Here is a 25,395-nt window from a genome sequence, read left to right as displayed (position 1 = left end):
GAGTCCGTCCAGGGCCAGGTCCCGGCGATGAACCACCGCCCGGTCGACGAGGGTGAGCCCCGCGCGGGTGCGCTCGAGGTCGACCGGCGGGTCGCTCGACGACGACGAGACGGACGCGTGGCCCCCGCGGCGTCCGAGGACTCCGCAACGGACGAGTCGTCGGACTCGCCGGCCTTCTCCGTCGCCGGAGCCGACCCGGCCGCAGCCGCAGCCGCAGCCGCGTCTGCGGAGTCGGTAGCCGTGTCCGTGGAGCTCGTGTCCGCGGGCGTCGTCGCCGTCGCGGACGTGGCCTCGTCCACCGCCGGAGTGCTCTCCGCCGCCGTGGACGCCGCGGCCGCGGGCTTCTCCGCGCGACCGTCGTCGGTCGCCGTTCCGTCAGCCTCGGGCGTCTGCCGCCCCATGGCCAGGGCGGCCGGGTGCGCGGACGGCGCCGGTCCCTCCTTGCGCGGAGCCTGCTTGGTCGCGGCCGGCTCCGAGGAGGGCGACGCGGAATCGCCGCCCTTGCCGCCGCGGCGCCGGCCACGGCGGGTGCCCGGCTCGTCGGCGTTGTGCGACTCGGTGTGGATCGGGTCGGCGTGCACGATCAGACCGCGTCCATGGCAGTGCTCACACGGGGTGGAGAAGGCCTCGACCAGGCCGGTACCGAGCTTCTTCCGCGTCAGCTGCACCAGTCCGAGCGACGTGACCTCGGAGACCTGATGACGCGTGCGGTCGCGGCCGAGGGCCTCGGTCAGGCGCCGCAGCACGAGGTCGCGGTTGCCCTCGAGCACCATGTCGATGAAGTCGATGATCACCATGCCGCCGACGTCGCGCAGCCGCAGCTGCCGCACGATCTCCTCGGCCGCCTCGAGGTTGTTCTTGGTGACGGTCTCCTCGAGGTTGCCGCCGGAACCGGTGTACTTGCCGGTGTTGACGTCGATGACCGTCATGGCCTCGGTGCGGTCGATGACCAGCGAGCCGCCGGACGGCAGCCACACCTTGCGCTCGAGCGCCTTGGCCAGCTGCTCGTCCACGCGGTGGGTGGCGAACACGTCGACCTCGGGGTTGTCGTAGCGCTCGAGCCGCTCCACCATCTCGGGAGCGACACGGGAGACGTAGTCGTGGACGGTCTTCCACGACGTCTCGCCCTGGATGACGAGCTTGGTGAAGTCCTCGTTGAACAGGTCACGCACGACTTTGACCAGCAGGTCGGGCTCCTCGTAGAGCGCGACGGGGTTGCCGGCGCCGGAGGAGGTCCGCTTGGCGGCGTCCTCGGAGATCTCTGTCCACTGCCCGGCCAGACGCTCGACGTCGCGGCCGATCTCCTCTTCGCTCACGCCCTCGGCGGCCGTGCGGATGATCACGCCCGAACCCTCGGGGACGACGTCCTTGAGGATCGCCTTGAGGCGACGGCGCTCGGTATCCGGGAGCTTGCGCGAGATCCCGGCGGAGTTGCCGTCCGGCACGTACACCAGGAAGCGGCCGGCCAGTGAGATCTGCGTGGACAGGCGGGCACCCTTCTGCCCGACCGGGTCCTTGGTGACCTGCACCAGAACCATGTCACCGGGCTTGAGCGCCTGCTCGATACGGCGGGCCTTGCCGCCCAGCCCGGCGGCCTCCCAGTTGACCTCGCCGGCGTACAGCACGCCGTTGCGGCCGCGCCCGATGTCGACGAACGCCGCCTCCATGCTGGGCAGCACGTTCTGCACGCGGCCGAGGTAGACGTTGCCCACCATCGAGCGCGCGGACTCGGTGGTGACGAAATGCTCCACCAGCACCTTGTCCTCGAGTACGCCGACCTGGGTCATGATCCCCTTGCCGTCGACGCGAGGCTTCTCGCGCACCACCATGACGCGGTCCACGGACTCGCGCCGGGCGAGGAACTCGGACTCGGACAGGATCGGCTGACGGCGGCGGCCGGCCTCCCGGCCGTCCCGGCGACGCTGGCGCTTGGCCTCGAGGCGGGTCGAACCGGTGATGCCCTGCACCTCGTCGGAGGCGGTGCCTGAGCTCTGTCCCCCGCGTCCGGAGCGCCGGCGACCGTCGCGCTCGTGGATCTCGGTGTTGGGCGGGTCGTCGGCCGCGCCCTGGTTGTCGTCGGAACCGGAGCCGGAGCCCCCACTGCGACGACGACGACGGCGTCGGCGACGCGAGCCCGAGGGCGACGAATCCGAGCCGTCGGAATCGTCGTCGGAGTCGGGGTCGTTCGAGTCGGTCCCGCCGTCCGCGTCGTCGCTCGCGCCGGGCGCGGTGCCGGCGGAGCCGTCGGGTCCGGTGGTCGGCTTGTCGTCCCCACCGTCGGCATCGTCGCGTCCGTCGGTGTCCGAGCCGGAGCCAGTGCCCGAGCCGCCGCCCGACTGGTCGGCGGCGTCGTCGTCGGCGTTCTGGTTCTGGTCGTCGCCGCCCTCGCCACGCCCGCGGCCGCGGCCACGGCGACCACGCCTGCGGCGGCGATTTCCGCCCTCGCCCTGGCTCGACTGATCGTCGTCGTCGCGGGTGCCGTCCTGATCCGTCTCGTCGCCGCCCGCATCGCTACCGTCGGTGCCACGAGCGGTGTCGCCGCCGGCCGCACCGCTCCCGGACGCGCGGCCGCCGGAATCGCGGCTGCCGGGACGGTCGGAACCCGACGCCCGACTGCTTTGCGCCTCCGACTCCTCGGGCGACAGGAACAGTGGGGAGAACGACGGGCTCGCCGACGACCGACGGCGCCGGTTGCCGGACTCGGCCGAGCCGACCTCACCGGTGACGATCGCCTCGGGAAGCGCCGGTCGCTCCGAGGACGTGGCGGGGGCCGCGGTATCAGCCTGCGGCGCCGTCGACTTCTTGGGACTGCGCTTGCGTGCGGGGGCCTTCTTCGCGGCCGGCGCCGGCTCGGTTGTGACCTGGTCGGTCGAGCCCGTGGCGACGGTATCCGCAGCTGATCCCGCCGCAGTCGAGTCTTGCGCTGCCGGGGCCTGCGCTGCCGGGTCCTGTGACCGGGCGGACTCCCGGGCCGGGGCCTTCTTCGCGGCGGACTTCGCCGGCGCCTTCTTCGCCGCGGCCTTCCTGGCAGAGGTCTTCTTCGCCGGTGCCGCAGTGGCCCCGGCCCCGGCGCCAGCGTCGCTGGCAGTCTCGGGCTCGGCCGCTGTGGGCGCCGGCGCCGCAGCTGCGTCCGTCGCGGCTCCGGTACCCCTCTGACGGCCCTCGAACCAGGTGAGCAGCACCTCGCGGGTCACGCCTGACTGGGCGCTCTTGATCTCCACGCCGATCCCGGACATGGCGGCGAGGAACTCCTTGCTCGTCATGCCCACGGCCTTGGCGGCCGCGTGTGCGCGCATCCTCTCGGGAAGCGCGTTGAGATGGTCGATGGTCAGGTTCGGATCCGACACGTGTCTCCTCTGGCCGGACTCCGGGCGCGATCACGTCACCGATCACGGTGACCCACGCCGCCGCACGGGGTCGGGCGTTTCTGGTCTCGGCCCCGCCGAGGCGGGGCGATGTCTATTGGTCCGCGGTACCGATCGGAACCGGCCACGGTGGCGGGCGCTCGTTCCGGGGCGGACTGGTAGACCACTCGTCAGGATGAGCTTCGGCCATTCTCCCACACCCGGCGCTCAAGCGTCGCCGCGCGGGCACTACAGACGAGAACGCGCCCGCCGATCCGGGGACCGACGGGCGCGTGAGGGGGTCGGGTCGATGCAGCAACCCGGAGGTGCGGAGTCCTCAGGCCAGGCCCGGGAACCAGAGGGCGATCTCGCGGGCGGCGGACTCCTCGGAGTCCGAACCGTGGACGAGGTTGAGCTGCGTCTCGAGACCGAAGTCGCCACGGATCGAGCCGGGGGCGGCCTTCTCGACCGGGTCGGTCCCACCCGCGAGCTGACGCCACGCGGCGATGGCGCGGGGGCCCTCGAGGACGCCGGCGACGACCGGACCGGAGGTGATGAACTCGAGCAGGTCACCGTAGAACGGGCGCTCGGCATGCTCGGCGTAGTGCTCGGCCGCGGTCTCCCGCTGTACCTGCCGCAGATCCATTGCCGCGATCGTCAGGCCCTTGGCCTCGATGCGGGCGAGGATCGTGCCGGTGAGGCCGCGCTCGACGCCGTCGGGCTTGATGAGGAAGAAGGTTCTCTCGGTCACGAACGCAATGCTACAAGCAGCGTTGCGGGCTCAGTCGTGCTGGCTGGGCAGATACCCGCCGGCTATCCGTCGACTCAGGTCGTACCGCAGGTACAGGATGTACGCCCACACCGCGGCGAACATCAGGCCACACACGCCCATCGACCAGTGCACGATCCACCCCGGGATCACCGCGAGTGTGGCCAGGACGATGTTCATCGGGATGGCCCACGGCCTGCGCTGCAGACCCGCCGCCGCGATCATCGCCACGGCCAGCAGGCTGACGAACCACACCTTCCACGACTGGAAGTGGGCGCCGTCATCGAGACGCGCGATCACCGTGAGCACGAGCCCGATCACGATGGCCTCGAGGAAGAGCGTGCCGGCCATGATGCCGCGCAGCCCCTTCCACGGATCCACCGAGGGCGCGTGTGCTGTGGTGCCGTCGAGCGCGGGGCCGGCGGAGCCGCCGGTTTCGGGCTTGCTCACTGTGCGTCCTCTCCGAACAGGCTGCGTGCGGCCCCGGCGGTCACCACGGACCCCGTGACGAGTACGCCGACGCCGGAGACGTCGTCGTCGGCGGTCGGGTCGGGGACCCCCACCAGGTCGAGCGCGGCACTGACCGCGTCGGGGAGCGTGTCCACGACGTGGACACGCTGGGACGTGAACCGCTCCTCGGCGATCTGTGCGAGGTCCTCGGGCGCCATCGCCCGGGGCGAGGCCGCCCGGGTGACGATGACGTCCTCGACGACCGGCTCGAGCGCGGCGAGGAACGCGTCCGCATCCTTGCCGTCGAGCATCGCCACCACCGCGACCAGCCGCTTGAAGTCGAACTCCGAGGTGATGGCCTGCGCGAGAGCGCGACCCCCGTGCCCGTTGTGGGCGGCGTCGACCAGGACCGTGGGGCTCGAGCTGAGTCGCTCGAGACGCCCCGGATTGTCGACCGCGGCGAACCCGGCGCGGATGAGTTCGGGATCCAGCGTCCGCCCGGGACCGGCGCCGAAGAAGGCCTCGACCGCGGCGAGGGCGGTGGCGGCGTTCTCGGCCTGGTGCTCGCCGAACAGCGGAAGGAAGACGTCGGTGTACTCGCCCCCGAGGCCGCGCAGGGTGAGTTGCTGCCCACCGACGGCCAGGCGGCGGTCGATCACGTCGAACTCCGAGCCGAGACGGGCCACGACAGCGCCCACCTCGACGGCCCGCCTCAGCAGGACCTCCATCGCCTCGGGCTCCTGGCGACCGATCACCGCGACCGGGTCGCGGGGCAGCAGGTCGTCGGCGGGGGCGGGCTGGATGATGCCGGCCTTCTCCCCCGCGATGGTGGCGAGGTCTTCGCCGAGATAGTCGGTGTGGTCCAGGCCGACGGGGGTGACGACGGCGACGGCCGGCCGCACCACGTTGGTGGCATCCCACGTGCCGCCCATCCCGGTCTCGATCACGGCCACGTCGACGGGCGCGTCGGCGAACGCCGCGAACGCCATCGCGGTCAGCACCTCGAAGTAGCTCATGCGGGGGCCACCGGCCGCCTCGGACCGCTGGTCGACCAGCTCGAGATACGGCTGCAGTTCGCGGTAGGTGTCCACGAACAACCGGGCGGTGATCGGCTCGCCGTCGAGGGCGATGCGCTCGGTCACGGTCTGCAGGTGCGGGCTCGAGTTGCGACCGGTGCGCTGGTGCAGTGCGCGGAGCAGGGCGTCGATCATCCGGGTGACCGAGGTCTTGCCGTTGGTGCCGGCCACATGAACGACCGGGTACGCGTGCTGGGGGTCGCCGAGGACCGAGGTCAGCTCGCTGATCCGGTCGAGGCTGGGCTCGAGGCGGGACTCGGGCCACCGGGAGGACAACTCCTCCTCGACCGCGGCGAGCTCGGCCGTGTCGGCCTGCCACTCGGGGCTGCCGACCTCGGGGATCGGGCGGGGCGGCAGATGGTCGTCGCCGTCGCCCTCCTCGTCACCGGGGAGCGGCCCGCCGAGAGAGACGCCGGCCACGAGGCCGTCCTCGCCGAGCATGTCGGCGACGTCCTCCTCTGTGGGGGTGTCCCACCCCTCCTCCGGGTCGTGCGGCGGGAGCCATTTGCGATCGCTCACGCCGATCCACTCCCGGCGGGCATCGCCTCGAGGCGGGCGCCGATGCGCTCGACCTCGGCCTCGGCCAGGTCGCGGCGCGCGCGGATCTTGTCCACCACGTGGTCGGGGGCCTTGCCGAGGAACGCCTCGTTACCCAGCTTGGCGCCGGTGGTCTCCAACTCCTTGCGCGCGGCGGCGAGGTCCTTCTCCAACCGGCGACGCTCGGCGGCCAGGTCGATCGTCCCGGAGGTGTCGATCTCCACGCCGACCGTCGACAGGCCCAGGCGGACCTCGAGTGACGCGGTGGCCGTGAAGTCGGCCTCCGCCGGGGCCAACCGGGCCAGCGACGTGACCTGGTCGAGCAGGTCGGCCGGCAGGTCCGCCTCGCCGGTCCGCGACAGGCGGGCGGGGACCCGCTGGCCGGGCTTGAGCCCCTGATCCGAGCGGAACCGGCGGATCTCGGTGACGAGCGTCTGGGCATCGCCCACGCGGCGGACCGACTCCGCGGCGTCGCCGGTGGCGACGACATCGGCGGGCCACTCGGCGACGACGAGCGACTCCCGTCCGGTCAGCGCGGTCCAGAGCGTCTCGGTCACGAACGGGATCACCGGGTGCAGCATCCGCAACACGACGTCGAGAACGTGGCCCAGGACAAGCCTGGTGTATCCGGCCCGATCGGAGGAGCGGGCCTCGTCGTCGCCACCGAACTGGACCTTTGCCAGCTCGAGGTACCAGTCACAGACCTCGTCCCACGCGAAGTGGTAGAGCGTCTCGCACGCCTTGGAGAACTCGTAGCGTTCCAGTGCGTCGTCGACGGACACGCGCACCTCGCCGAGACGCCGGAGGATCCAGCGGTCGGCGTCGGTGAGCGCGGAGGACTCCGGCAGCGTCCCCACTGTCGCACCGTTCATCAGCGCGAAGCGGGTGGCGTTGAACAGCTTGGTCGCGAAGTTGCGCGAGGCCTGGGCCGAGTCGTCGCCCACCGACAGGTCGCCGCCGGGGTTGGCACCGCGGGCGAGAGTGAAACGCAGCGCGTCGGCACCGAAGCGGTCCACCCAGTCCAGCGGGTCGATGCCGTTGCCCTTGGACTTGGACATCTTCTGCCCGTGTTCGTCACGGACCAGGCCGTGCAGGAAGACGTCGGTGAACGGAACCCTGCCCGGGGCCGACTTGTCACCGGTGAGCCGCTGCCCCACGAAGGTGCCGAACATCATCATCCGGGCCACCCAGAAGAACAGGATGTCGTATCCGGTGACCAGCACGGACGTGGGATAGAACCGCTCCAGGTCAGCGGTGCGCCCGGGCCAGCCCATCGTCGAGAACGGCCACAGCGCCGAGGAGAACCACGTGTCGAGCACGTCGGACTCCTGTGTGTAACCGGCGGGCGCCCGGTCGTCCGGCCCGACGCAGACGACCTCGCCGGCGGGGCCGTACCAGATCGGGATCCGGTGCCCCCACCACAGCTGACGGGAGATGCACCAGTCGTGCATGTCGTCGACCCAGTCGAACCAGCGCGGCTCCTGGCTCGTCGGATGGATCACGGTGTCGCCGTCGCGAACGGCGTCGCCGGACATCCGCGCCAGCTCCTCGACGCGGACCCACCACTGCAGTGACAGGCGCGGTTCGATCGGCTCGCCGGAGCGCTCGGAGTGGCCCACGGAGTGCAGGTACGGGCGCACTTCCTTGACGATGCGACCCTGGGCGGCGAGCTCCTCGCGGACGGCCTTGCGGGCCTCGAAGCGGTCCATCCCGTCGAACCGGGTGCCCGTGCCGGTGATGTGGCCGGTGGCGTCCATGATCGTGGGCATCTCGAGGCCGTGGCGCTGGCCGATCGCGAAGTCGTTCGGGTCGTGCGCCGGGGTGACCTTGACTGCGCCCGTGCCGAACTCGGGGTCGACGTAGTCGTCGGCCACGACACGCATGGTCCAGCCCTCGCGGAACGGATGCGGGATCTGCGTGCCCACCAGGTGGGCGTAACGCTCGTCCTCCGGGTGCACGGCGATCGCGGTGTCGCCGAGCATCGTCTCGAGACGGGTGGTGGCCACCACCAGATGCGGCTGGGAATCGTCCATCGAGCCGTAGCGGAAGCTCACGAGCTCGCCCTCGACGTCCGCGTACTTGACCTCGATGTCCGAGATCGCGGTCTGGAGCGCGGGCGACCAGTTGACCAGACGCTCGGCCCGGTAGATCAGGCCCTGGTCGAACAGCTCCTTGAAGATGGTCTGCACGGCGCGGGACAGCCCGTCGTCCAGCGTGAACCGCTCGCGCGACCAGTCGACGCCGTCGCCGAGTCGGCGCATCTGCTCGCCGATTGTACCGCCGGACTCGGCCTTCCACTCCCAGACCTTGTCGATGAATGCCTCACGGCCGATCTCGTGACGGTCGATGCCTTCCTCGCGGAGCTTGCGATCGACGAGGGTCTGGGTGGCGATACCGGCGTGGTCCATGCCAGGCAGCCACAGCACCTCGAAACCCTGCATGCGCTTGCGTCGGGTCAACACGTCCATCAGGGTGTGGTCGAGCGCGTGGCCCATGTGCAGGCTGCCCGTCACGTTGGGCGGCGGCAGCACCACCGAATAGGCGGGCTTGGCGCTGGCGGAATCGGCCTCGAAGTACCCGGCGTCGACCCAGCGCTGATACAACTCCGCCTCCACCTCACCTGGGTTCCAGGAGGCGGGCAGGGCGTCCGCGCGGTCGGTGTTCGGGGCGGGGGAGGCTGGAGTCGTCACCCGCCCATCGTAGGCCGTGAGCGCCCGGGGCCGACACACGCCGTCGACGCCGGCCCACCCGCACAGGCGCGCCGGCCCGCGCCGATCAGCGATACCGGATCAGTCGACCAGTCCCAGGCCGTGCACCGCGTCACGTTCGGAGACCAGCTCGGCCACCGAGGCGTCGATACGCGCACGCTGGAAGTCGTCGATCTCCAGGCCCTCGACGACCTGCCACTCCCCGCCGTCACTACGGCACGGCAGGCCGGTGACCACGCCGGGGACGGTGCCATACTCGCCCCGCGACGGCAGTGCGACGGTGGCCCAGCTCCCCTCGGGGGTACCGCGGACCCAGTCCCGCATGTGGACGATCGATGCGCCCGCCGCGGACGCCGCCGACGACGAGCCCCGGACCTCGATGATCTCCGAGCCCCGGCGCGCGACGCGGGGGATGAAATCGTGCTCGAGCCACTGCCGGTCGAGACCGTCGGCGACGGGGACACCTCCGCGGGTCAGGTAGCTGACGTCGGGGAACTGCGTGGCCGAATGGTTGCCCCACACCACCACCCGGTCCAGCTCCCCCACCGGGGCGTCCAGCCGGGCCGCGAGCTGACTCAGGGCCCGGTTGTGGTCCAGCCGCATGAGGGCGGTGAACCGCTCCGCCGGCACATCCGGGGCGTGGCGGTGGGCGATGTAGGCATTGGTGTTCGCGGGGTTACCCACCACGAGCACGCGCACATCCTCGGCCGCGTGGTCGTTGATCGCCCGGCCCTGGTCCCGGAAGATCGCACCGTTGGCGGTGAGCAGGTCGGCGCGCTCCATGCCGGGACCGCGGGGGCGGGCACCGACCAGGACAGCGGCTCCGGCCCCGTCGAAGGCCACGGCCGGGTCGTCGGTGATGTCAATCGAGGCCAGGGTCGGGAAAGCGCAGTCCTCCAACTCCATCGCCACGCCCTCCGCCGCGCCGGTCTGGGAGGGGACCTCCAGCAACCGGAGTCCGACGGGGGTGTCCTTGCCGTAGACGCCGCCCGCCGCGAGCCGGAAAAGCAGGGCGTAGGAGATCTGGCCGGCGGCGCCGGTGACGGTGACGGTGACCGGGGTGGGGGTGCTCATTCGCGGAGGCCTTCCGGAGTCGACGACGGGGTCGGACCTCACACTAATGAGGATCCGACCCCGTGTCGGGCGCTCGACGCGACGTACACCCGGCGTCCGGGCCCGTCAGGCGTGGACCGGGGCGCCCGTCTTCTCACGGACCTCGTCGATCGTCACGTCCGGGGCGAGCTCGACCAGACGGAAGCCCTCGTCGGTGATGTCGAGGACGCAGAGGTCGGTGACGACCCGCTGGACGCAGGCCCGACCGGTGTAGGGCAGCGTGTTCTCGGCCATCAGCTTGATGTCACCCTTGCGGGTGACGTGGTCCATCATCACGATGACCTTGCCGGCACCGTGGACGAGGTCCATCGCGCCGCCCATGCCCTTGACCATCGCACCGGGGATCATCCAGTTGGACAGGTCGCCGGCCTGCGACACCTGCATCGCACCGAGCACGGCCACGTCGACATTGCCGCCGCGGATCATCGCGAACGAGTCCGAGGAACCGAAGAACGCGGCGCCCGGCGCGGCCGTGATGGTCTCCTTGCCGGCATTGATCATCTCCGGATCCAGCTGCTCACTGGTGGGATACGGGCCCACGCCGAGGATTCCGTTCTCCGAGTGGAGGGTGACCTGGACGCCCTCGGGCAGATAGTCCGGGATGAGGGTCGGCATGCCGATACCGAGGTTGACGTACTGGCCGTCGCTGAAGTCGGCGGCGATGCGGGCCGCCATCTGCTCATGGGTCCAGCTCATGACCGGTCCTCTCCCTTACTGCTGAGCTTCTCGATCTCGACACCGGTCTCCTGGCGACCGACCTCGACGAGACGCTGGACGAAGATGCCGGGCAGGTGTACGTCGGCCGGGTTGATCTCGCCGGCGGAGACGATCTCCTCCGCCTGGACGATGGTGACGCGACCCGACATGGCGGCATCCGGGTTGAAGTTGCGGGCGGTGCCGTAGAACTGCACGTTGCCGGCCGTGTCCGCCCTGCGTGCGTGCACCAGTGCGAAGTCGGTGACGATGGAGTGCTCGAGTACGTAGGGCACACCGTCGAACTCGCGGACCTCCTTGGGCTCGGAGGCCACGGCCACCCCGCCCTGGCCGTCGTAGCGCAGCGGAAGGCCACCGTCGGCGACCATCGTGCCGACACCGGCCGGGGTGTAGAAGGCAGGGATCCCGGCGCCGCCGGCACGCATGCGCTCGGCGAGGGTGCCCTGCGGCGTGAGCTCCACTTCGAGCTCGCCGTTCAGGTACTGACGGGCGAACTCCCTGTTGGCGCCCACGTACGAGGCGGTGGTCCGGGAGATACGCCGGGCCTCGAGGAGCTTGCCGAGGCCGAATCCGTCCGTGCCGCAGTTGTTACTGACGGTGCGCAGATCGGTTGCACCCTGCTCGAGGAGCGCGTCGATGAGGACGGCGGGAATGCCGACCAGACCGAAACCTCCCACGGCGAGGGAGGCGCCGTCCGGGATATCCGCGACCGCGTCGGCGGCCGAGGCGAAGATCTTGTTGGTCATGTCACGCACCGTAGTCCGTGTTCGCAGATTGCACAAGCGTTCGCAATTCGCACATATTGGACGTATCGTGGTGCCCATCACCGATCGCCCACGAAAGGACGGATGCATGCCCGCCACCCTGTCGTACGAGGTCAGCGGCCCCCGCTCACCGGAGACTCCCGTCGTGGTACTGCTCGGGTCCCTGGGATCCGACCGGCGCATGTGGGACGCGCAGGTGCGAGACCTGCGGGTCGACCACACCGTCGTGGCCGCCGACCATCGCGGTCATGGCGGCTCGGAGATCGTGCCCGGCCCGGCCACCATCGCCGACCTCGCGGGCGACGTACTCGCACTTCTCGACTCGCTGGAGGTGGACCGATTCCACGTGACCGGCCTGTCGCTGGGCGGCGCCGTGGCCCAGTGGCTCGCCGTCAACACGCCGGAGCGGATCCTCTCGGCGGCGCTGCTGTGCACCGCCGCGCGCTTCGGGGAGCCGTCCGCGTGGATCGAACGCGCCGCGGCCGTCCGCGAGGGCGGGACGGAGGCCGTCGCCGACGCGGTGGTCGCCCGGTGGATCACCCCCGCCCGCGCCGAGGCGGAACCCGAACTGGTGGCGCGACTCCGCGAGATGGTCGTGGGGACCGCGGCCGAGGGTTACGCCGCCGCGTGCGACGCGCTGTCCGGCTGGGACAACCGCGCCGACCTGGGCAGGGTCAGCTGCCCGACGCTGGTCCTGGCCGGGGACGAGGACCCCTCCACCCCGCCCGGCGTGCTCCGCGAGATCGCGGACGGCATCCCGGGGTCGAGCTTCGTGACGCTCTCCCCCGCCGCCCACGTCCCCACCGTCGAGATCCCCGACCGGGTCACGGAGGTGCTGCGTGACCACCTCACCGCCGCCTCCGCCCCGGGCCGGGTATGACCGCCTCCAGCACCGAGAGAGCAGGCGCAGTGAGTACCGAACCCGCCGCGACCTCCGAGCCCGCGGACACGTCGACCGTCGAGCGGTCCGCCTCCCCCGACTTCGTCCAGTCCCTGGCGCGCGGTCTCGCCGTGATCACCGCCTTCGACGCGGACCACCCGAGGCAGACCCTCAGCGAGGTGGCCCGCGCTACCGGACTGACCCGCGCCACGGCCCGTCGGTTCCTGCACACCCTCGTCGAGCTCGGCTACGTCGACACCGCCGGCACCAGCTTCTGGCTGACCCCGCGCGTGCTGGACCTGGGCTACAGCTACCTGTCCTCGATGCCGCTGTCCGAACTGGCACAGCCGCACCTGGAGAAGCTCAGCGCCCGCCTCGACGAGTCCTCGTCCGTGGCCGTGCTCGACGGGTCGGACATCGTCTACGTCGGACGCGTCCAGGTCCGGCGCATCATGAACATCGGCATCACCATCGGCACGCGATTCCCGGCGTTCGCTACCTCGATGGGCCGGGTACTGCTGGCCGCGCTGCCGGACGACGAGCTCGACGCCTACCTGGCGGAAACCGATATGCGCGCAATCACCCCGCATGGTCTCACCGACGAGGCCGCACTGCGGGCCGAGCTCGCCGTCATCTCCGCGCGCGGATGGTCACTGGTCGACCAGGAGCTCGAGCCCGGACTCCGCTCACTGGCCGCGCCGGTACGCGACCGTGACGGGCGGGTCGTCGCCGCACTCAACGTCTCGACCCACGCCGCCCGATACTCCCTGGAGCAGCTCCACGACGACCTGGTTCCCGTCATCCTGGACGCCGCGCGCGCCCTGTCCGCCGATCTCGGCACCGTCAACCGCTAGCTCGCCCCGGCCCGGAAGCTGCCGGCCCCGCCGTACCCCGAGCCCCACCCCCAGACCCCGTCCCCGTCCCCGTCCCCGTCCCGACTTCAGGAGAAACCATGCGTGACGTCGTCATCTGTGAACCCCTACGCACCCCGGTCGGCCGCTTCGGCGGCGTGTTCCGCGACCTCGACGCGGGCGTCCTCGCCACCGGACTGCTCACCGCCCTGGTGGAACGCACCGGGCTGACCGGCGCGGACGTCGACGACGTGATCCTGGGTCAGGGCTCGCCGAGTGGCGAGGGGCCCGCGATCGGCCGGATCGCCGCCCTGGACTCGCCGCTCGGCATCGACGTTCCCGGCATGCAGCTCGACCGCCGCTGCGGCTCCGGCCTGCAGGCCGTGATCACCGGCGCCCTGCAGGTCGCCTCCGGGGGCGTCGACCTGGTGGTGGCCGGCGGCGTCGAGTCCATGAGCCAGGTCGAGTTCTACGCCACCCCGTCCCCCCGCTGGGGCATCAAGGGGGACGGCGTCTCGCTCGTGGACCGTCTCGGCCGCGCCCGCACCACAGTGGGCGGCCGTTCGCACGTCATCGAGGGCGGCATGATCGAGACCGCCGAGAACCTCCGCCGCGAGTACGGCATCGGCCGCGAGGAGCAGGACGAGCTGGCCGTGCAGTCGCACAAGCGCGCTGTCGCCGCCCAGGGGTCCGGCGTGTTCGCCGACGAGATCGTGCCGGTGAGCGTTCCGCAGCGCAGGGGCGACGACGTCGTCGTCGACACCGATGAGCACCCCCGCGCCGACAGCACCGTCGAGGCGCTCGCGAGGCTCCGCCCCATGATGGGACACACCGACCCCGATGCCACGGTGACGGCGGGGAACGCGTCCGGACAGAACGACGGCGCGGCGATGTGCATCGTCACCACCGCCGACAACGCGGCCGCGCTGGGCCTGACCCCGCTCGTCCGGCTCGCCTCGTGGGCCGTCGCGGGCGTGGCGCCGGAGACCATGGGAATCGGGCCCGTCCCGGCCACCGCCAAGGCTCTCGGGCGCCTCGGCCTGACGCTCGCCGACATGGGCGTCATCGAGCTCAACGAGGCGTTCGCGGCGCAGGCGCTGTCCGTGATGCGCGAGTGGGACATCGACCCGACCTCGGAGCACCTCAATCCGCACGGTTCCGGAATCTCGCTCGGCCACCCCGTCGGCGCGACCGGCGCCCGCATACTCGCCACACTGTCGCGAGAGATGGTCCGCCGCGACGCGCAGTGGGGCCTGGAGACCATGTGCATCGGCGGCGGGCAGGGCCTGGCTGCGGTGTTCGAGCGCGTCTGACCCCGGCGGGCGGCGTCGAAGGGCTCGTCGACGCCCGGCCCTCCCGCGTGCCCGACGGCGCTCCGCCGCAGCTCATCTCAGACGCGCCCCCGGCCCGGGTGAGACACGGCTCTCCCGCGCGGAATCCAGGACATGACCTGCGGCACAACGGACCTCGACGCGGGCCGGCTCGCCACAGCCGTCGTGCACCACCTCGAGGGGCGGCCCGTCCGAACCTGCCCGATGCTCGTCGCCCCAGTTCAGCAGCGCGATCATCACCGGATACAGGTCGTGTCCGCGGGAGGTGAGCCGGTACTCGTTGCGCGTGCGGGATCCGGGCTCCTGATACGGGACCGCCTCGAGCACCCCCGCCTCGACGAGGCGTCTCAACCGCGCGGAGAGCACCGCGTCCGACACCCCCAGATGATCACGCATCTGGTCGAAACGCCGCACACCGTTGAACGCCTCTCGCAGGATCAGCAGCGACCACCGCTCACCGACCACATCCAGGGTTCGTCGGATCGAGCAGACCGCGGAGTCATAACTGAGCCAGTCCACGTCGGACCTCCTTGCCTGGCACGTACGCCGTCGACGCCCGGGGCGACGCCATTGACGCGCGCCTCAAGCATAGGCTAACTTCGTTTTTAATAGCCAGAAGCGCGCGTCACTTCACACCGACCGCCGCGCGACCCCGTCCCGGAAGGACCACTGCACATGCCCATCCCGAATCCGGTTCCGGACGTCTCGCTCGAGGCCGCCAGCCGCTTCGTAGCCGCCTCCGGTTTCGTCGTCGACGAGGTCACCGCCACCACCCTGAGCGGCCACGCCGACCTCGGCGAGCACCACCTGACGCCATGGGGGGTGGTCCACGGCGGCGTCTACGCCACGATCGTCGAGAGCGCCGGGAGTATCGCGGCCAGCCATGCCGTGGCCGACCGGGGCGAGTTCGCCGTGGGCATCCACAATGCGACAGATTTCCTACGCCCTTCCACCGGCGCGCGGATCGCAGTCGCCGCATCCGCGCTACATCAGGGCCGCACGCAACAGCTGTGGGAGGTCGTCATCACCGACACCGCGACCTCCAAGGCCCTGTCCCGCGGACAGCTCCGACTTCAGAACGTCCCGCTCCCGTGACCGGCGACGAGAAGCTCCGCCACGACCCCCTCCGCACCGGCGGCGAGGCGAAGATCACGGCCACACGCATGAACGCACGCGAAGCCACCGTGCGATGGGTCGACCCGGCCGTGGGGTTGGCCGAGCTACCGCGTCTCGACGGACTCGACTTCCTCCGCCGCATGGCTGCGGGCGAGGTGCCGCAGGCCCCCATCGCCTCCCACGTCGCCATGGAGCTCATCGCGGCCGACCCCGGCACCGTGACCTTCCGCTGCCACCCCGACGAGTCGCACTACAACCCGATCGGGATGGTCCACGGTGGGCTCGTCTCCACCCTGCTCGACTCCGCCCTGGGCTGCGCAGCGCACACGACGCTGCCGGCGGGGACCGGGTACACCTCGATCGAGTACAAGGTGAACTATCTCCGTCCGGTCCCCGCCGGCAGCGGGCCGATGCTGTGCACCGGCACGGTGGTCAAGCCCGGCCGGCGCGTCGTGTTCGCCGAGGGCGAGGTCATGGATGCGGCCGGGAAGGTCGTCGCTACCGCGTCCGGGAGTCTCCTGGTCTTCCCACTCGAGACCTAGTCGACCCGCGACGGGTGCCGGGTCAGTGCCATGACCTCCATGTCCATGTACGGGAACAGGGGCAGGCCCTGGAGGATCTCGTGCAGTTCGTCGGCCGACTCCACGTCGAAGATGCTGATGTTGGAGTACTGGCCGACGATGCGCCAGAGCTCGCGCCACGTGCCGGAGCGCTGTAGCTCCTGGCTGTAGGCCTTCTCGCGGGCGACGGTCTCGGCGCGGACCTCGGGGTCCAGATCGTGCGGGATGTTGACGTCCATGCGTACGTGGAACAGTGCCATGTCGTTTCTCTCCTGGGGTTGAGTTGTGATGTCCGTCGGGGGTCACGGCCTGCTCGGCCCGCGGCCCGGGTGATCAGCGGCGGGTGAACTTCTCCACGGCGTCGTGGTCGAGCTCCACGCCCAGGCCCGGTCCCTCCGGCAGGTGCACGCGACCGGCCTCGTAGCGGATCGGGGTGGTCACATACGTCTCGGCCAACAGCAGCGGGCCGAACAGCTCCGAGCCGTAGTTGAAGCCGGGCTCGGCGCATGCCAGGTGCAGCGAGGCCATCGTGCCGATGGGGCCCTCGAGCGAGGTCGCCGCGTGGCACGCCACGCCGGCCGTGCGCGCGATGGCCACGACCTCCTTACTCCGGGTCAGGCCGCCGAGCTTCGTGGTCTTCACCGCGATGACGCCGGCGGCATCGCGTCGGACGATCTCGAGCGCGTCGTGCGGCGACTGCACGGACTCGTCGGCCATGAACTGCACCGGCAGCGTCTGGTTGAGTTCTGCCAGGACCTCGACCTGCTCGGTCGGCGTGGGCTGCTCGATGAGCTCGATACCCGCCTCCACCAGCGCCGGAAGGTGCACGTTGGCAGTGAAGCGGTCCCAGCGGGCGTTGATGTCCACCCGAAGGCCGGCGCGGCCGTCGAGACGCTCGGCGAGAGCGGCGATCCGGGCCACGTCCTCGGCCGGGTCGAGGGCACCCATCTTCAGCTTGAAGGTGCGGTGGCGATCGGACGCCAGGAGCTCGTCGATCTCCTCGACCATCTCGTCCAGCGGCATCGCTCCGAGCGCCCAGGTGCATTCGATCGAGTCGCGGACCGCGCCGCCGAGTAGCGACCGGACCGGGACATCGAGCGTGCGGGCCCAGGCGTCGAACATCGCGATCTCGAGAGCCGCCTTGGCGAACCGGCCGCGCGCGACCACGCCCTCCATCGCCTCGAGCACCGCCGGCACCTCGTCGACCCGACGTCCCACCGCGACCGGGGCGAGGTACTTCTCCACCAGCACCTGCATGGTCTCCGCGGACTCGCCACCCCACCACGGCCCGCCGGGGGTGACGCCCTCGCCGTAACCCACCACGCCGTCGTCGGTGGTCACCGACACGAGCAGGATCGACTGCCTGGTCGCGGTGGTGGTGGCGAACTTGTGCGGCCGGATCAGCGGGACGTCGAGAATGCGGGTCTCGACGGAGCGGATGGTCATATCGGGCATGGATCGGTCCTCGTTTCGCTGCTGGCACCGACGCCCCGACCGCGTGTGGCGGCCGGGGCGGACGGTGGGAGACCCCGTCACAGGGTCGTGGGTAGGGCGCGCGCCCTGATCAGGCGACGTACCGGGCGTCGGAGACCGGGTCGAGGACGAAGTCGTAGGTGACCTCGTCGACACCGGCCGCGTTCGGCTTCGGATCCAGGGTGAGCTCGGGCTTGACGGCGCCGGCGACGTCGTCGTCGACCCACTGACCGCCCTGGAAGTAGAGCTGGGTGGTGATCAGGCGCTTGCCCGGGGCCGTGACCTTGAGGTGCAGGTGCGCGGGACGCCACGGGTGGCCGTCGTAGCTGGCGATGAACTCGCCGGTCGGCCCGTCGTGGGGGATCTGGTACGGCGCGGGCTGGATCGTGGTGATCTCGTAGTTGCCCTCGGCGTCGGTCGAGAAGGTGGCGCGCAGGTTCCACTCAGGGATGCCCATGCCGTCGTCGAACTGCGAGTAGTAACCGTCGGAGTCGGCGTGCCAGAGTTCGACCGTCGCGCCCTCGATGCCGGCGCCGTCCAGGTCGCGGACCTGCCCCTTGAACACCAACGCGGTGCCCTTCTCGTCCTCCCGCATGGGCATGGTGCCCTTCGAGCCGAGGTTCGGGGCGTCCGGCACGTAGTACGGGCCCTCGATCGAACCCTTGGTGCCGGTGAAGATCCGACTGTTGGAGTCCTCGATGAAATGCTCCAGGAAGACGTCGAGCCACAGCGGCCACTCGCCGCCTTCGCCGATCTCGATGAGCCACTGCTTGAGGACGCGGTACTCGTCGTAGGTGACCTCGTGCTCGAAGATGACCTCGCCGAGCTTGATCAGCACGTCCTTGTAGATCGCAGCTGCGCGCTCCTTCGAGGTGTCCGAGCTGACGCGGTTGCCCTTGAACTTGTCGGTGGCGGCGCTACCGGAGCCGGCGGCGCTGGGGATTGCGGTGGTGGACATGACGCTCCCTGGTGACGTGGGGATGAGGTGGATCGGACCGGAGGGACCTCGCCTGGCCGGCGCTGTTCTCCGTCTGACCGATGCCCACACTGTGCCCCTGCGCATCTGTGTCGTCAATCACTGAATCTACAAAAGTAGAGCGCTCATTGTGCGCATGTCGAACCGTAAAGGATCGTTTCCGCAGGTGGAAGTACGGAGGTTGCGCGCGTGTTCGCCCACCGAACGCCGGATACCTAGGCACGACTAGGCATTGCCCTAGTGTGACCCGACCCACAATTGGGCACTGTTGTGTGAAACCGGCAACAGGCCACCATCGGCCGGCCCCGACCCCGCGAGGAGAATTCGATGTCGGAGCGACTCGATCACCTGCAGCACACCCTCGACACCGCTCTCGAGGACCGCCCCGAAGAGGGCATCGTCCGCGCCAATCGTCGGATCTTCACCGACGAGGAGATCTTCGAACTCGAGATGAAGCACATCTTCGAGGGCAACTGGGTGTACCTGGCCCACGAGAGCCAGCTACCGGAGGTGGGCGACTACTTCACCACCGACATCGGTCGCCAGTCCGTGGTGATCACGCGCGGCAAGGACGGGGAGCTCAACCTCCTCGTCAATGCCTGCTCGCACCGCGGCGCGATGTTGTGCCGCCGCAAGACCGACAACCGCACGACCCTGACCTGCCCGTTCCACGGCTGGACGTTTTCCAACTCGGGTGAACTGCTCAAGGTCAAGGACCCCCGCGACGCCGGCTACCCGGAGCAGTTCAACTCCGGCGGCTCCCACGACCTGCGGCGCGTCGCCAAGTTCGCCAACTACCGCGGCTTCCTGTTCGGCAGCCTCAACCCGGACGTGCTGCCGATCGAGGAGCACCTGGGAGACAGCCGCACGATCATCGACATGATGGTCGACCAGTCACCCGAGGGCCTGGAGGTGCTCCGCGGCTCGTCCACATACACCTTCGACGGCAACTGGAAGCTCCAGGCCGAGAACGGCGCGGACGGCTACCACGTGTCGGCCACGCACTGGAACTACGCCGCCACCACCGCCCGACGGGGCTCGGGCGAGTCCAAGAACGAGACCAAGGCCATGGACGCCGGGACCTGGGGCAAGCAGGGCGGCGGCTACTGGTCCTTCGACCATGGCCACCTCCTGCTGTGGATGTGGTGGGGCAACCCCGAGGACCGTCCCCTGTGGGAGCGGCGTCAGGAGCTGGCCGACCAGATCGGCACCAAGAAGGCCGAGTTCATGGTGGGCGCCTCGCGCAATCTGTGCCTGTACCCGAACGTCTACCTGATGGACCAGTTCTCCAGCCAGATCCGGCACTTCAAGCCGATCTCCGTGGACAAGACCGAGGTCACGATCTACTGCATCGCCCCCAAGGGCGAGAGCGCCGAGGCCCGCGCCGCGCGCATCCGCCAGTACGAGGACTTCTTCAACGCGACCGGCATGGCGACCCCGGACGACCTGGAGGAGTTCCGCTCCTGCCAGAAGACCTACCTCGCCGAGGCCGCCCCGTGGAACGACATGACCCGCGGCAGTACCCACCAGCTGAACGGCCCGGACGAGACCGCCCGCGGGCTCGGCATGAACAACGTGTTGTCCTCCGGCGCCAAGACCGAGGACGAGGGCCTGTACCCGGTCCAGCACGGCTACTGGCTCGAGACCATGCGTCGCGCCGTCGACGCGGAGGAGAAGCTCTCGGCGAAGGCCCCCTCCGCCAACGGCGTGGCCGACCGCCCCGCAGTCACCGCCGACGCCTGATCCCCGCCCACTACAGCGAGAAAGGACTGACCATGTCCGCACCTGCGACGGCGTCGATCACGGTCGACGAGATCTCCGCCTTCCTGTTCCGTGAAGCCCGGCTGCTCGATGACCGGCAGTTCGAGCAGTGGATCGAGTGCTACCGCGAGGACGCGATGTACTGGATGCCCGCCTGGGACGACGACGGTGAGCTCACCACCGATCCGTACTCCGAGATCAGCCTGATCTTCTACCCCAATCGGGCCGGCATCGAGGACCGCGTGTTCCGGATCCGGACCGAGCGATCCTCGGCCACGTCCCTTCCCGAGCCGAGGACGAATCACCTCATCAGCAACATCGAGGTTCTCGAGCGCCGCCCGGGCGAGGTCGACATCCGCTTCAACTGGCTGTCGGCGTACTTCCGGTACAACACCACGGACCAGTACTTCGGCACCTCCTTCTACACGCTCGACGTGACCGGCGAGTCCCCGCTGATCACGTACAAGAAGGTCGTGCTGAAGAACGACTACATCCATCACATCGTCGACGTCTACATGGTGTGACCCACCCCGGCGCCGGCCCGGTCGTCTTCCGGGCCGGCTCCCCGACCAGGGGCCGCACGTCAGCGGCCGATATCGCCAGTGACCAGGAGTGAAACCATGAGCTTTAAGGTGGCCCTGAGCTTCGAGGACGGAGTGACGCGTTTCGTCAACTGCGGCCCGACGGAGACCGTCGCCGACGCCTCGTACAAGGCGCGGATCAACATCCCGCTCGATTGCCGTGACGGAGCCTGCGGCACCTGCAAGTCCCTCTGCGAGTCCGGCGAGTTCGACGGCGGCGACTACATCGACGACGCCCTCACCGAGGACGAGGCCGCGGCAGGCTACTGCCTGCCGTGTCAGATGGTCCCGACCTCCGACCTGGTGGTGCAGATCCCCACCACCTCGGACGTGGCCAAGACGACGGCCGCCGCGCACCCCGCCACGGTCACGGCCGTGGATCGGCTGGCCGAGGGTGCGTTCGCCCTGACCGTGGAGCTCGATGACCGCGCGGCCCTGGCGTTCCTGCCGGGCCAGTACGTGAACATCTCGGTCCCCGGCACCGACCAGACGCGTTCCTACTCGTTCTCCACCGGCGCCGATGCGGCCCGGCTGTCGTTCCTCATCAAGTACGCCGAGGGCGGCGCGATGTCGGAGTACCTCGCGCAGCGGTGCGCGGTCGGCGACCGGCTGGAGCTGACCGGGCCGATGGGCTCGTTCTTCCTCCGCGAGTCGGCCCGACCCCTGCTGCTTCTCGCGGGCGGCACCGGCCTCGCGCCGGTCCTGTCGATCCTGGAGACCCTCGCGACGGCCGGCACCACCGGCCGCCCGATCCACCTCGTCTACGGCACCTCCTTCGACACCGACGTGGTGTACACGGATCTGCTGGACGAGTACACGACCCGCATCCCGGGCATGACGTGGGACCTCGTCGTGGCCGACCCGGAGACCGTGCACCCCAACTCCGGCTATGTGACGGGCCTGATCACTCCCGATCACCTCCACGGCGGCACCGCCGACATCTACCTCTGTGGTCCTCCCCCGATGGTCGAGGCGGTACGCGGCCACCTGGACGCCGAGGGCCTGGAGGTCACGCACTTCTACTACGAGAAGTTCACCCCGGCCAGCGCGCCGGCCGGTGAGCAGGCCGCTCCGGCGAAGGTCGCCGCTTCCGAGACCGGCGTCGTCCCCGCGGACGAAGCCGAGGTGGACGCCGTTCTCGTCGTCGACACCCCGGTCGGCGGGTCCTCCCCCGCGGCGCCGGCGGCTCCCGCCCCGGCCGCCGCACCTGTCACGCCCCTCCCGTCCGCCGGGGCCAGGCTCGTCTCGCGGCTGCCCGGTGACCCGATCCCCTCGATCGAAGCCCGCCCGCGCGGTTACACCCCGCCCGCCCCGGGAACCCACCCGGCCGCCGCCCACACGCCCGACACGCTCGCCGGGATCGCCGCGCGACCCGACGGCCACACCCCGCCCGCTCCCGGCCTGTTCCCCGCCGCGGGTGCTGTCGCCGAGCCCCGTGCGCCCATCGCCGCGCGTCCCGACGGGTACACCCCGCCGCCGGTCATCCTCCCCACCGCGGCGACACAGGCGGCCCCACGCTCGGAGACCATCACGTCCGGGCCCGGCGTCGTCAGCGGCGAGATCCACCCCGCGATCAGCCACTCGGACGCCCAGTTCGACGCCCGCATGGCGCTCGAGCTCGGTGTGGTCGAGTTGACCATGGGGCGCCTCGACCGGGCGCGGCTGTCCGAGTTCCGGATGCTGGCCGAATCCGCCAACCAGTACATCGACGGCGACCGCTTCCTCGACCCGGAGAAGTTCACCGCCGCCAACTCCCAGTTCCACGAGTTCCTGTTCCGCTGCACCGGCAACGACTCGCTGCTGCAGGCCTACCGACTGTTGGAGGTGACGCAGGTGATGAACAGCGTCCTGCCTGACGCGCGCTGGGTGTCGCAGGACATCGTCCCCGAGCATCTCGAGATCGTCGACGCGTTCGAGACGGGCGACCGTGACGCGGCCCGTTACCTGATCCGGCGGCACAGCGCGCACGCCAAGGCCACCATGCGGACCGCCATGGACCGTCAGGGGCTGGGGGCGGCGTCGTGAGCGCGCCCGTCGGCGAGCACGATGCCGTGCCCCCGGTCCTCTCCCCGGGCCGATTCGCCGGCCGGTCGGTCCTCATCACCGGCGCCGTGCAGGGCATCGGCCGCGCGGTCGCAGACCGGGTCGTCCGCGAGGGCGGCGCCGTCACCGTGGTGGACCGCGCCGACCTCATCGCCTCCGTCGCGGACGAGCTGACCACCGTCTCGCCGGAATCGATCCGTGTTACACCTGTGGAGGCCGACCTCGAGACCTTCGAGGGCGCGCGGGCTGCAGCCGACGCCGCGCTGACGGCGCACGGCCGGATCGACGTGCTCATCAACAACGTGGGCGGGACGATCTGGGCGCGCCCGTACCACGAGTACTCCGCCGACCAGATCGAGGCGGAGGTGCGGCGCTCGCTGTTTCCGACACTGTGGATGTGTCGCGCCGTACTGCCGGCCATGGTCGACCGTGGTGTCGGCACGATCGTCAACGTCTCATCCGTGGCCACACGCGGTGTCAATCGCGTGCCGTACGCGGCGTCCAAGGGGGGTGTCAATGGGCTGACCTCGGCACTCGCGCTCGAGGCCGCGCCCCACGGAGTCCGGGTGGTGGCCACCGCCCCCGGCGGCACGCTCGCGCCCGAGCGTCGGGTCTCCCGCGGCGGTGACGCCCGCACCGAGCAGGAGAAGGCCTGGTATTCGCAGATCGTCGACCAGACCGTCGAGTCCACCGCGCTGGGCCGCTACGGAACGCTGCACGAGCAGGCCGCGCCCATCTGCTTCCTCGCCTCGGACGAGGCCTCGTACATCACCGGATCAGTCCTGCCCGTCGCCGGTGGCGACCAGGGCTGACAACTCCTCACCCCGACCCGGGCCGTCGCCCCGCCCTCCCCGTACCCCACCGAACGGAGCTCTTCCGTGTCCATCGCCCCTGCCCAGACAGTGTGGGAGTCCCCCGCGCATCGGCGCACCGTGTACGGCGTGCTCACCGTCGTGGCGCTGTCCATCCTGTTCGACGGTTACGACCTCGTCGTCTACGGTGCCGTGCTGCCGACCCTGATGAACGACCCTTCGCAGATCGGCGCGCTCGGTGCGGCCCAGGCCGGCGCTCTCGGCTCGTACGCGCTGGTCGGCGTGATGATCGGCGCACTCAGCGCCGGTGCGATCGGTGACCGGATCGGCCGACGCAGGATCATGCTCGGTGCGGTCGCCTGGTTCTCGGTCGGTATGGCCGCCACCGCCCTCGCGCGGGATATCACGACGTTCGGCATCCTGCGCCTGCTCACCGGTATCGGGATCGGTGCGATCGTGGCGACCGCCGGCGCGGTGATCGCCGAGTTCGCGCCCGCCGGGCGACGGAACCTGTTCAACGCCGTGGTCTACAGCGGCATCCCCGCCGGTGGTGTGGTCGCCTCGGCGCTGGCGATGATCCTGCGCGACCACATCGGGTGGCGCGGGCTGTTCCTCATCGGCGCGCTTCCGTTGGTTGCGGTGCTGCCCTACGCGTGGTTCGCGCTGCCGGAGTCGCCGCGGTGGTTGGCCTCCCGTGGCCGTGTCGAGCGCGCCCGCACCGTGTGCGACGCCTACGGTCTGCCGCGGGCGATGGCCCTGGTCGAGGCACCGGGCGCCGTGGAGCCGACCGCACCCGGGAGCGACGACGACAACGCTCCCACCCGGGCCCGTTCACGTACCGGCTTCGCCGCCCTGCTGTCCCCCGACTACCGGTTCGGCACGCTTCTGCTGGGGTTCATGAGCTTCGCCGGCCTGCTGCTGACCTACGGACTCAACACGTGGCTACCCACGATCATGGAGACCTACGGTATCAACGCCACGAGCTCGCTCGGCTTCCTGCTGGTCCTCAACGGCGGTGCGATCATCGGCGGACTGGCCGCCTCGTGGCTCGCTGACCGTCACGGCCCGCGCGTGATCGTGGCCTGTTCGTTCGTCCTGGCCACACTGGCATTGGTCGCGATCACCATCTCCCCGCCGTTCGCGCTCATGGTGCTGCTCGTCGCGGCGGCCGGGATGGGCACGATCGGCACCCAGGTGTTGCTGTACGGCTTCGTCTCCAATTACTACGAGACGGGTGCCCGCGCCGCAGGGGTGGCCTGGTGTGCCGGCTTCGGTCGCCTCGGCGGCATCCTGGGGCCGGTCATCGGCGGGCTGCTCGTCGCCGGTGGTCTCCGGGCGGAGACCTCCTTCCTGGTGTTCGGCGGTATCGCGCTGGTCGGCGCCGGCCTGACCCTGGCCGTCCCGCGCTCGCCGGCCACGGAGGAGCCGGCGGCCCCCGCCGAGCCCGAGGCGCCGCTGGTCTTCGAGCCCGGGACCGCCTCGGTCGACTCTGTCGCGACACCGGACTCGCGGTCGGAGTCGACCCTAGGCTGACGG

22 protein-coding genes are annotated in these 25,395 nt (G+C 70.4%); 10 read left to right on the top strand and 12 right to left on the bottom strand.

All coding sequences use genetic code 11. The features are described 5' to 3' along the window. The 8 genes from K3888_RS13795 to K3888_RS13760 form a co-directional block, all read right to left on the bottom strand. On the bottom strand, window positions 1–3,347 hold a 3,347-nt coding region (locus K3888_RS13795), incomplete at its 3' end, for an Rne/Rng family ribonuclease (protein ID WP_230930850.1). A 334-nt stretch (window positions 3,348–3,681) separates the two neighbouring features. Further along, window positions 3,682–4,095 carry a nucleoside-diphosphate kinase gene (ndk, locus tag K3888_RS13790; RefSeq protein ID WP_230930849.1) on the bottom strand — a complete coding sequence of 138 codons (414 nt, stop codon included), beginning with the start codon at window positions 4,093–4,095 and terminating at the stop codon, window positions 3,682–3,684. 30 nt (window positions 4,096–4,125) lie between these two features. Beyond that, a complete protein-coding gene (locus K3888_RS13785; RefSeq protein WP_230930848.1) occupies window positions 4,126–4,563 on the bottom strand; it encodes a DUF4233 domain-containing protein in 438 nt (145 codons plus the stop codon). Beyond that, window positions 4,560–6,158, bottom strand: coding sequence for a bifunctional tetrahydrofolate synthase/dihydrofolate synthase (gene folC, locus K3888_RS13780; protein WP_230930847.1), 1,599 nt, complete (start codon window positions 6,156–6,158; stop codon window positions 4,560–4,562). The genes K3888_RS13785 and folC overlap by 4 nt, the downstream gene beginning before the upstream one ends. After that, on the bottom strand, window positions 6,155–8,866 hold the full coding sequence (locus K3888_RS13775; protein ID WP_230930846.1) for a valine--tRNA ligase: 2,712 nt from the start codon (window positions 8,864–8,866) through the stop codon (window positions 6,155–6,157). The genes folC and K3888_RS13775 overlap by 4 nt, the downstream gene beginning before the upstream one ends. A 99-nt stretch (window positions 8,867–8,965) precedes the next feature. Beyond that, a complete protein-coding gene (locus K3888_RS13770) occupies window positions 8,966–9,958 on the bottom strand; it encodes a malate dehydrogenase (RefSeq protein ID WP_230930845.1) in 993 nt (330 codons plus the stop codon). Between the two features lie 105 nt (window positions 9,959–10,063). Next, window positions 10,064–10,693, bottom strand: coding sequence for a 3-oxoacid CoA-transferase subunit B (locus K3888_RS13765; RefSeq protein WP_230930844.1), 630 nt, complete (start codon window positions 10,691–10,693; stop codon window positions 10,064–10,066). Next, entirely contained in the window at window positions 10,690–11,457 is a 768-nt protein-coding gene (locus K3888_RS13760; protein WP_230930843.1) for a CoA transferase subunit A, read from the bottom strand. The genes K3888_RS13765 and K3888_RS13760 overlap by 4 nt, the downstream gene beginning before the upstream one ends. 106 nt (window positions 11,458–11,563) lie before the next feature. Here K3888_RS13760 and pcaD point away from each other — a divergent pair, with 106 nt between their 5' ends. The 3 genes from pcaD to K3888_RS13745 all read left to right on the top strand — a co-directional run bounded on the left by pcaD (window position 11,564) and on the right by K3888_RS13745 (window position 14,519). Then, entirely contained in the window at window positions 11,564–12,355 is a 792-nt protein-coding gene (pcaD, locus tag K3888_RS13755) for a 3-oxoadipate enol-lactonase (protein WP_230930842.1), read from the top strand. 113 nt (window positions 12,356–12,468) lie between these two features. Next, window positions 12,469–13,209: an IclR family transcriptional regulator gene (locus tag K3888_RS13750; protein ID WP_230930855.1), complete on the top strand. Its 741-nt coding sequence runs from the start codon at window positions 12,469–12,471 to the stop codon at window positions 13,207–13,209. Between the two features lie 98 nt (window positions 13,210–13,307). Next, window positions 13,308–14,519 (top strand): acetyl-CoA C-acetyltransferase, encoded by a 1,212-nt coding sequence (locus tag K3888_RS13745; protein ID WP_230930841.1) that lies wholly within the window; start codon window positions 13,308–13,310, stop codon window positions 14,517–14,519. 72 nt (window positions 14,520–14,591) lie between these two features. Here the strand turns inward: K3888_RS13745 and K3888_RS13740 are convergent, their stop codons facing one another. After that, on the bottom strand, window positions 14,592–15,056 hold the full coding sequence (locus tag K3888_RS13740) for a winged helix-turn-helix transcriptional regulator (protein WP_230930840.1): 465 nt from the start codon (window positions 15,054–15,056) through the stop codon (window positions 14,592–14,594). 156 nt (window positions 15,057–15,212) lie between these two features. Here K3888_RS13740 and K3888_RS13735 point away from each other — a divergent pair, with 156 nt between their 5' ends. Beyond that, on the top strand, window positions 15,213–15,632 hold the full coding sequence (locus K3888_RS13735; protein WP_230930839.1) for a PaaI family thioesterase: 420 nt from the start codon (window positions 15,213–15,215) through the stop codon (window positions 15,630–15,632). Further along, entirely contained in the window at window positions 15,629–16,195 is a 567-nt protein-coding gene (locus K3888_RS13730) for a PaaI family thioesterase (RefSeq protein ID WP_230930838.1), read from the top strand. The genes K3888_RS13735 and K3888_RS13730 overlap by 4 nt, the downstream gene beginning before the upstream one ends. Here the strand turns inward: K3888_RS13730 and catC are convergent. From catC to catA, 3 genes are all read right to left on the bottom strand, one after another. Beyond that, window positions 16,192–16,473, bottom strand: a complete 282-nt coding sequence (catC, locus tag K3888_RS13725) for a muconolactone Delta-isomerase (RefSeq protein ID WP_230930837.1) — start codon at window positions 16,471–16,473, stop codon at window positions 16,192–16,194. The two genes, K3888_RS13730 and catC, sit on opposite strands and share 4 nt — an antisense overlap. Before the next feature lie 73 nt (window positions 16,474–16,546). Beyond that, window positions 16,547–17,668: a muconate/chloromuconate family cycloisomerase gene (locus K3888_RS13720; protein WP_230930836.1), complete on the bottom strand. Its 1,122-nt coding sequence runs from the start codon at window positions 17,666–17,668 to the stop codon at window positions 16,547–16,549. Window positions 17,669–17,777: 109 nt separating this feature from the next. Beyond that, a complete protein-coding gene (gene catA / locus K3888_RS13715; RefSeq protein ID WP_230930835.1) occupies window positions 17,778–18,644 on the bottom strand; it encodes a catechol 1,2-dioxygenase in 867 nt (288 codons plus the stop codon). 345 nt (window positions 18,645–18,989) lie between these two features. Here catA and benA point away from each other — a divergent pair, with 345 nt between their 5' ends. The 5 genes from benA (at window position 18,990) to K3888_RS13690 (ending at window position 25,392) form a co-directional block, all read left to right on the top strand. Then, the gene (gene benA, locus K3888_RS13710; protein ID WP_230930834.1) at window positions 18,990–20,405 is read left to right on the top strand and encodes a benzoate 1,2-dioxygenase large subunit; all 1,416 of its coding nucleotides are present in this window, start codon (window positions 18,990–18,992) and stop codon (window positions 20,403–20,405) included. Window positions 20,406–20,437: 32 nt separating this feature from the next. After that, window positions 20,438–20,947 (top strand): benzoate 1,2-dioxygenase small subunit, encoded by a 510-nt coding sequence (gene benB / locus K3888_RS13705; protein WP_230930833.1) that lies wholly within the window; start codon window positions 20,438–20,440, stop codon window positions 20,945–20,947. A gap of 96 nt (window positions 20,948–21,043) precedes the next feature. Beyond that, window positions 21,044–23,029 (top strand): benzoate 1,2-dioxygenase electron transfer component BenC, encoded by a 1,986-nt coding sequence (gene benC / locus K3888_RS13700; protein ID WP_230930832.1) that lies wholly within the window; start codon window positions 21,044–21,046, stop codon window positions 23,027–23,029. Continuing rightward, the gene (locus tag K3888_RS13695; protein WP_230930831.1) at window positions 23,026–23,859 is read left to right on the top strand and encodes a 1,6-dihydroxycyclohexa-2,4-diene-1-carboxylate dehydrogenase; all 834 of its coding nucleotides are present in this window, start codon (window positions 23,026–23,028) and stop codon (window positions 23,857–23,859) included. The genes benC and K3888_RS13695 overlap by 4 nt, the downstream gene beginning before the upstream one ends. Window positions 23,860–23,931: 72 nt before the next feature. Next, on the top strand, window positions 23,932–25,392 hold the full coding sequence (locus K3888_RS13690; protein WP_230930854.1) for an MFS transporter: 1,461 nt from the start codon (window positions 23,932–23,934) through the stop codon (window positions 25,390–25,392). The last annotated feature ends 3 nt before the right edge of the window (window positions 25,393–25,395 follow it).

This window comes from Dietzia aurantiaca (assembly GCF_021033825.1).
GTDB lineage: Bacteria > Actinomycetota > Actinomycetes > Mycobacteriales > Mycobacteriaceae > Dietzia > Dietzia aurantiaca.
The sequence above is the reverse complement of the archived record's forward strand: the minus strand, read 5'-3'. Positions and strand labels throughout refer to the sequence as shown.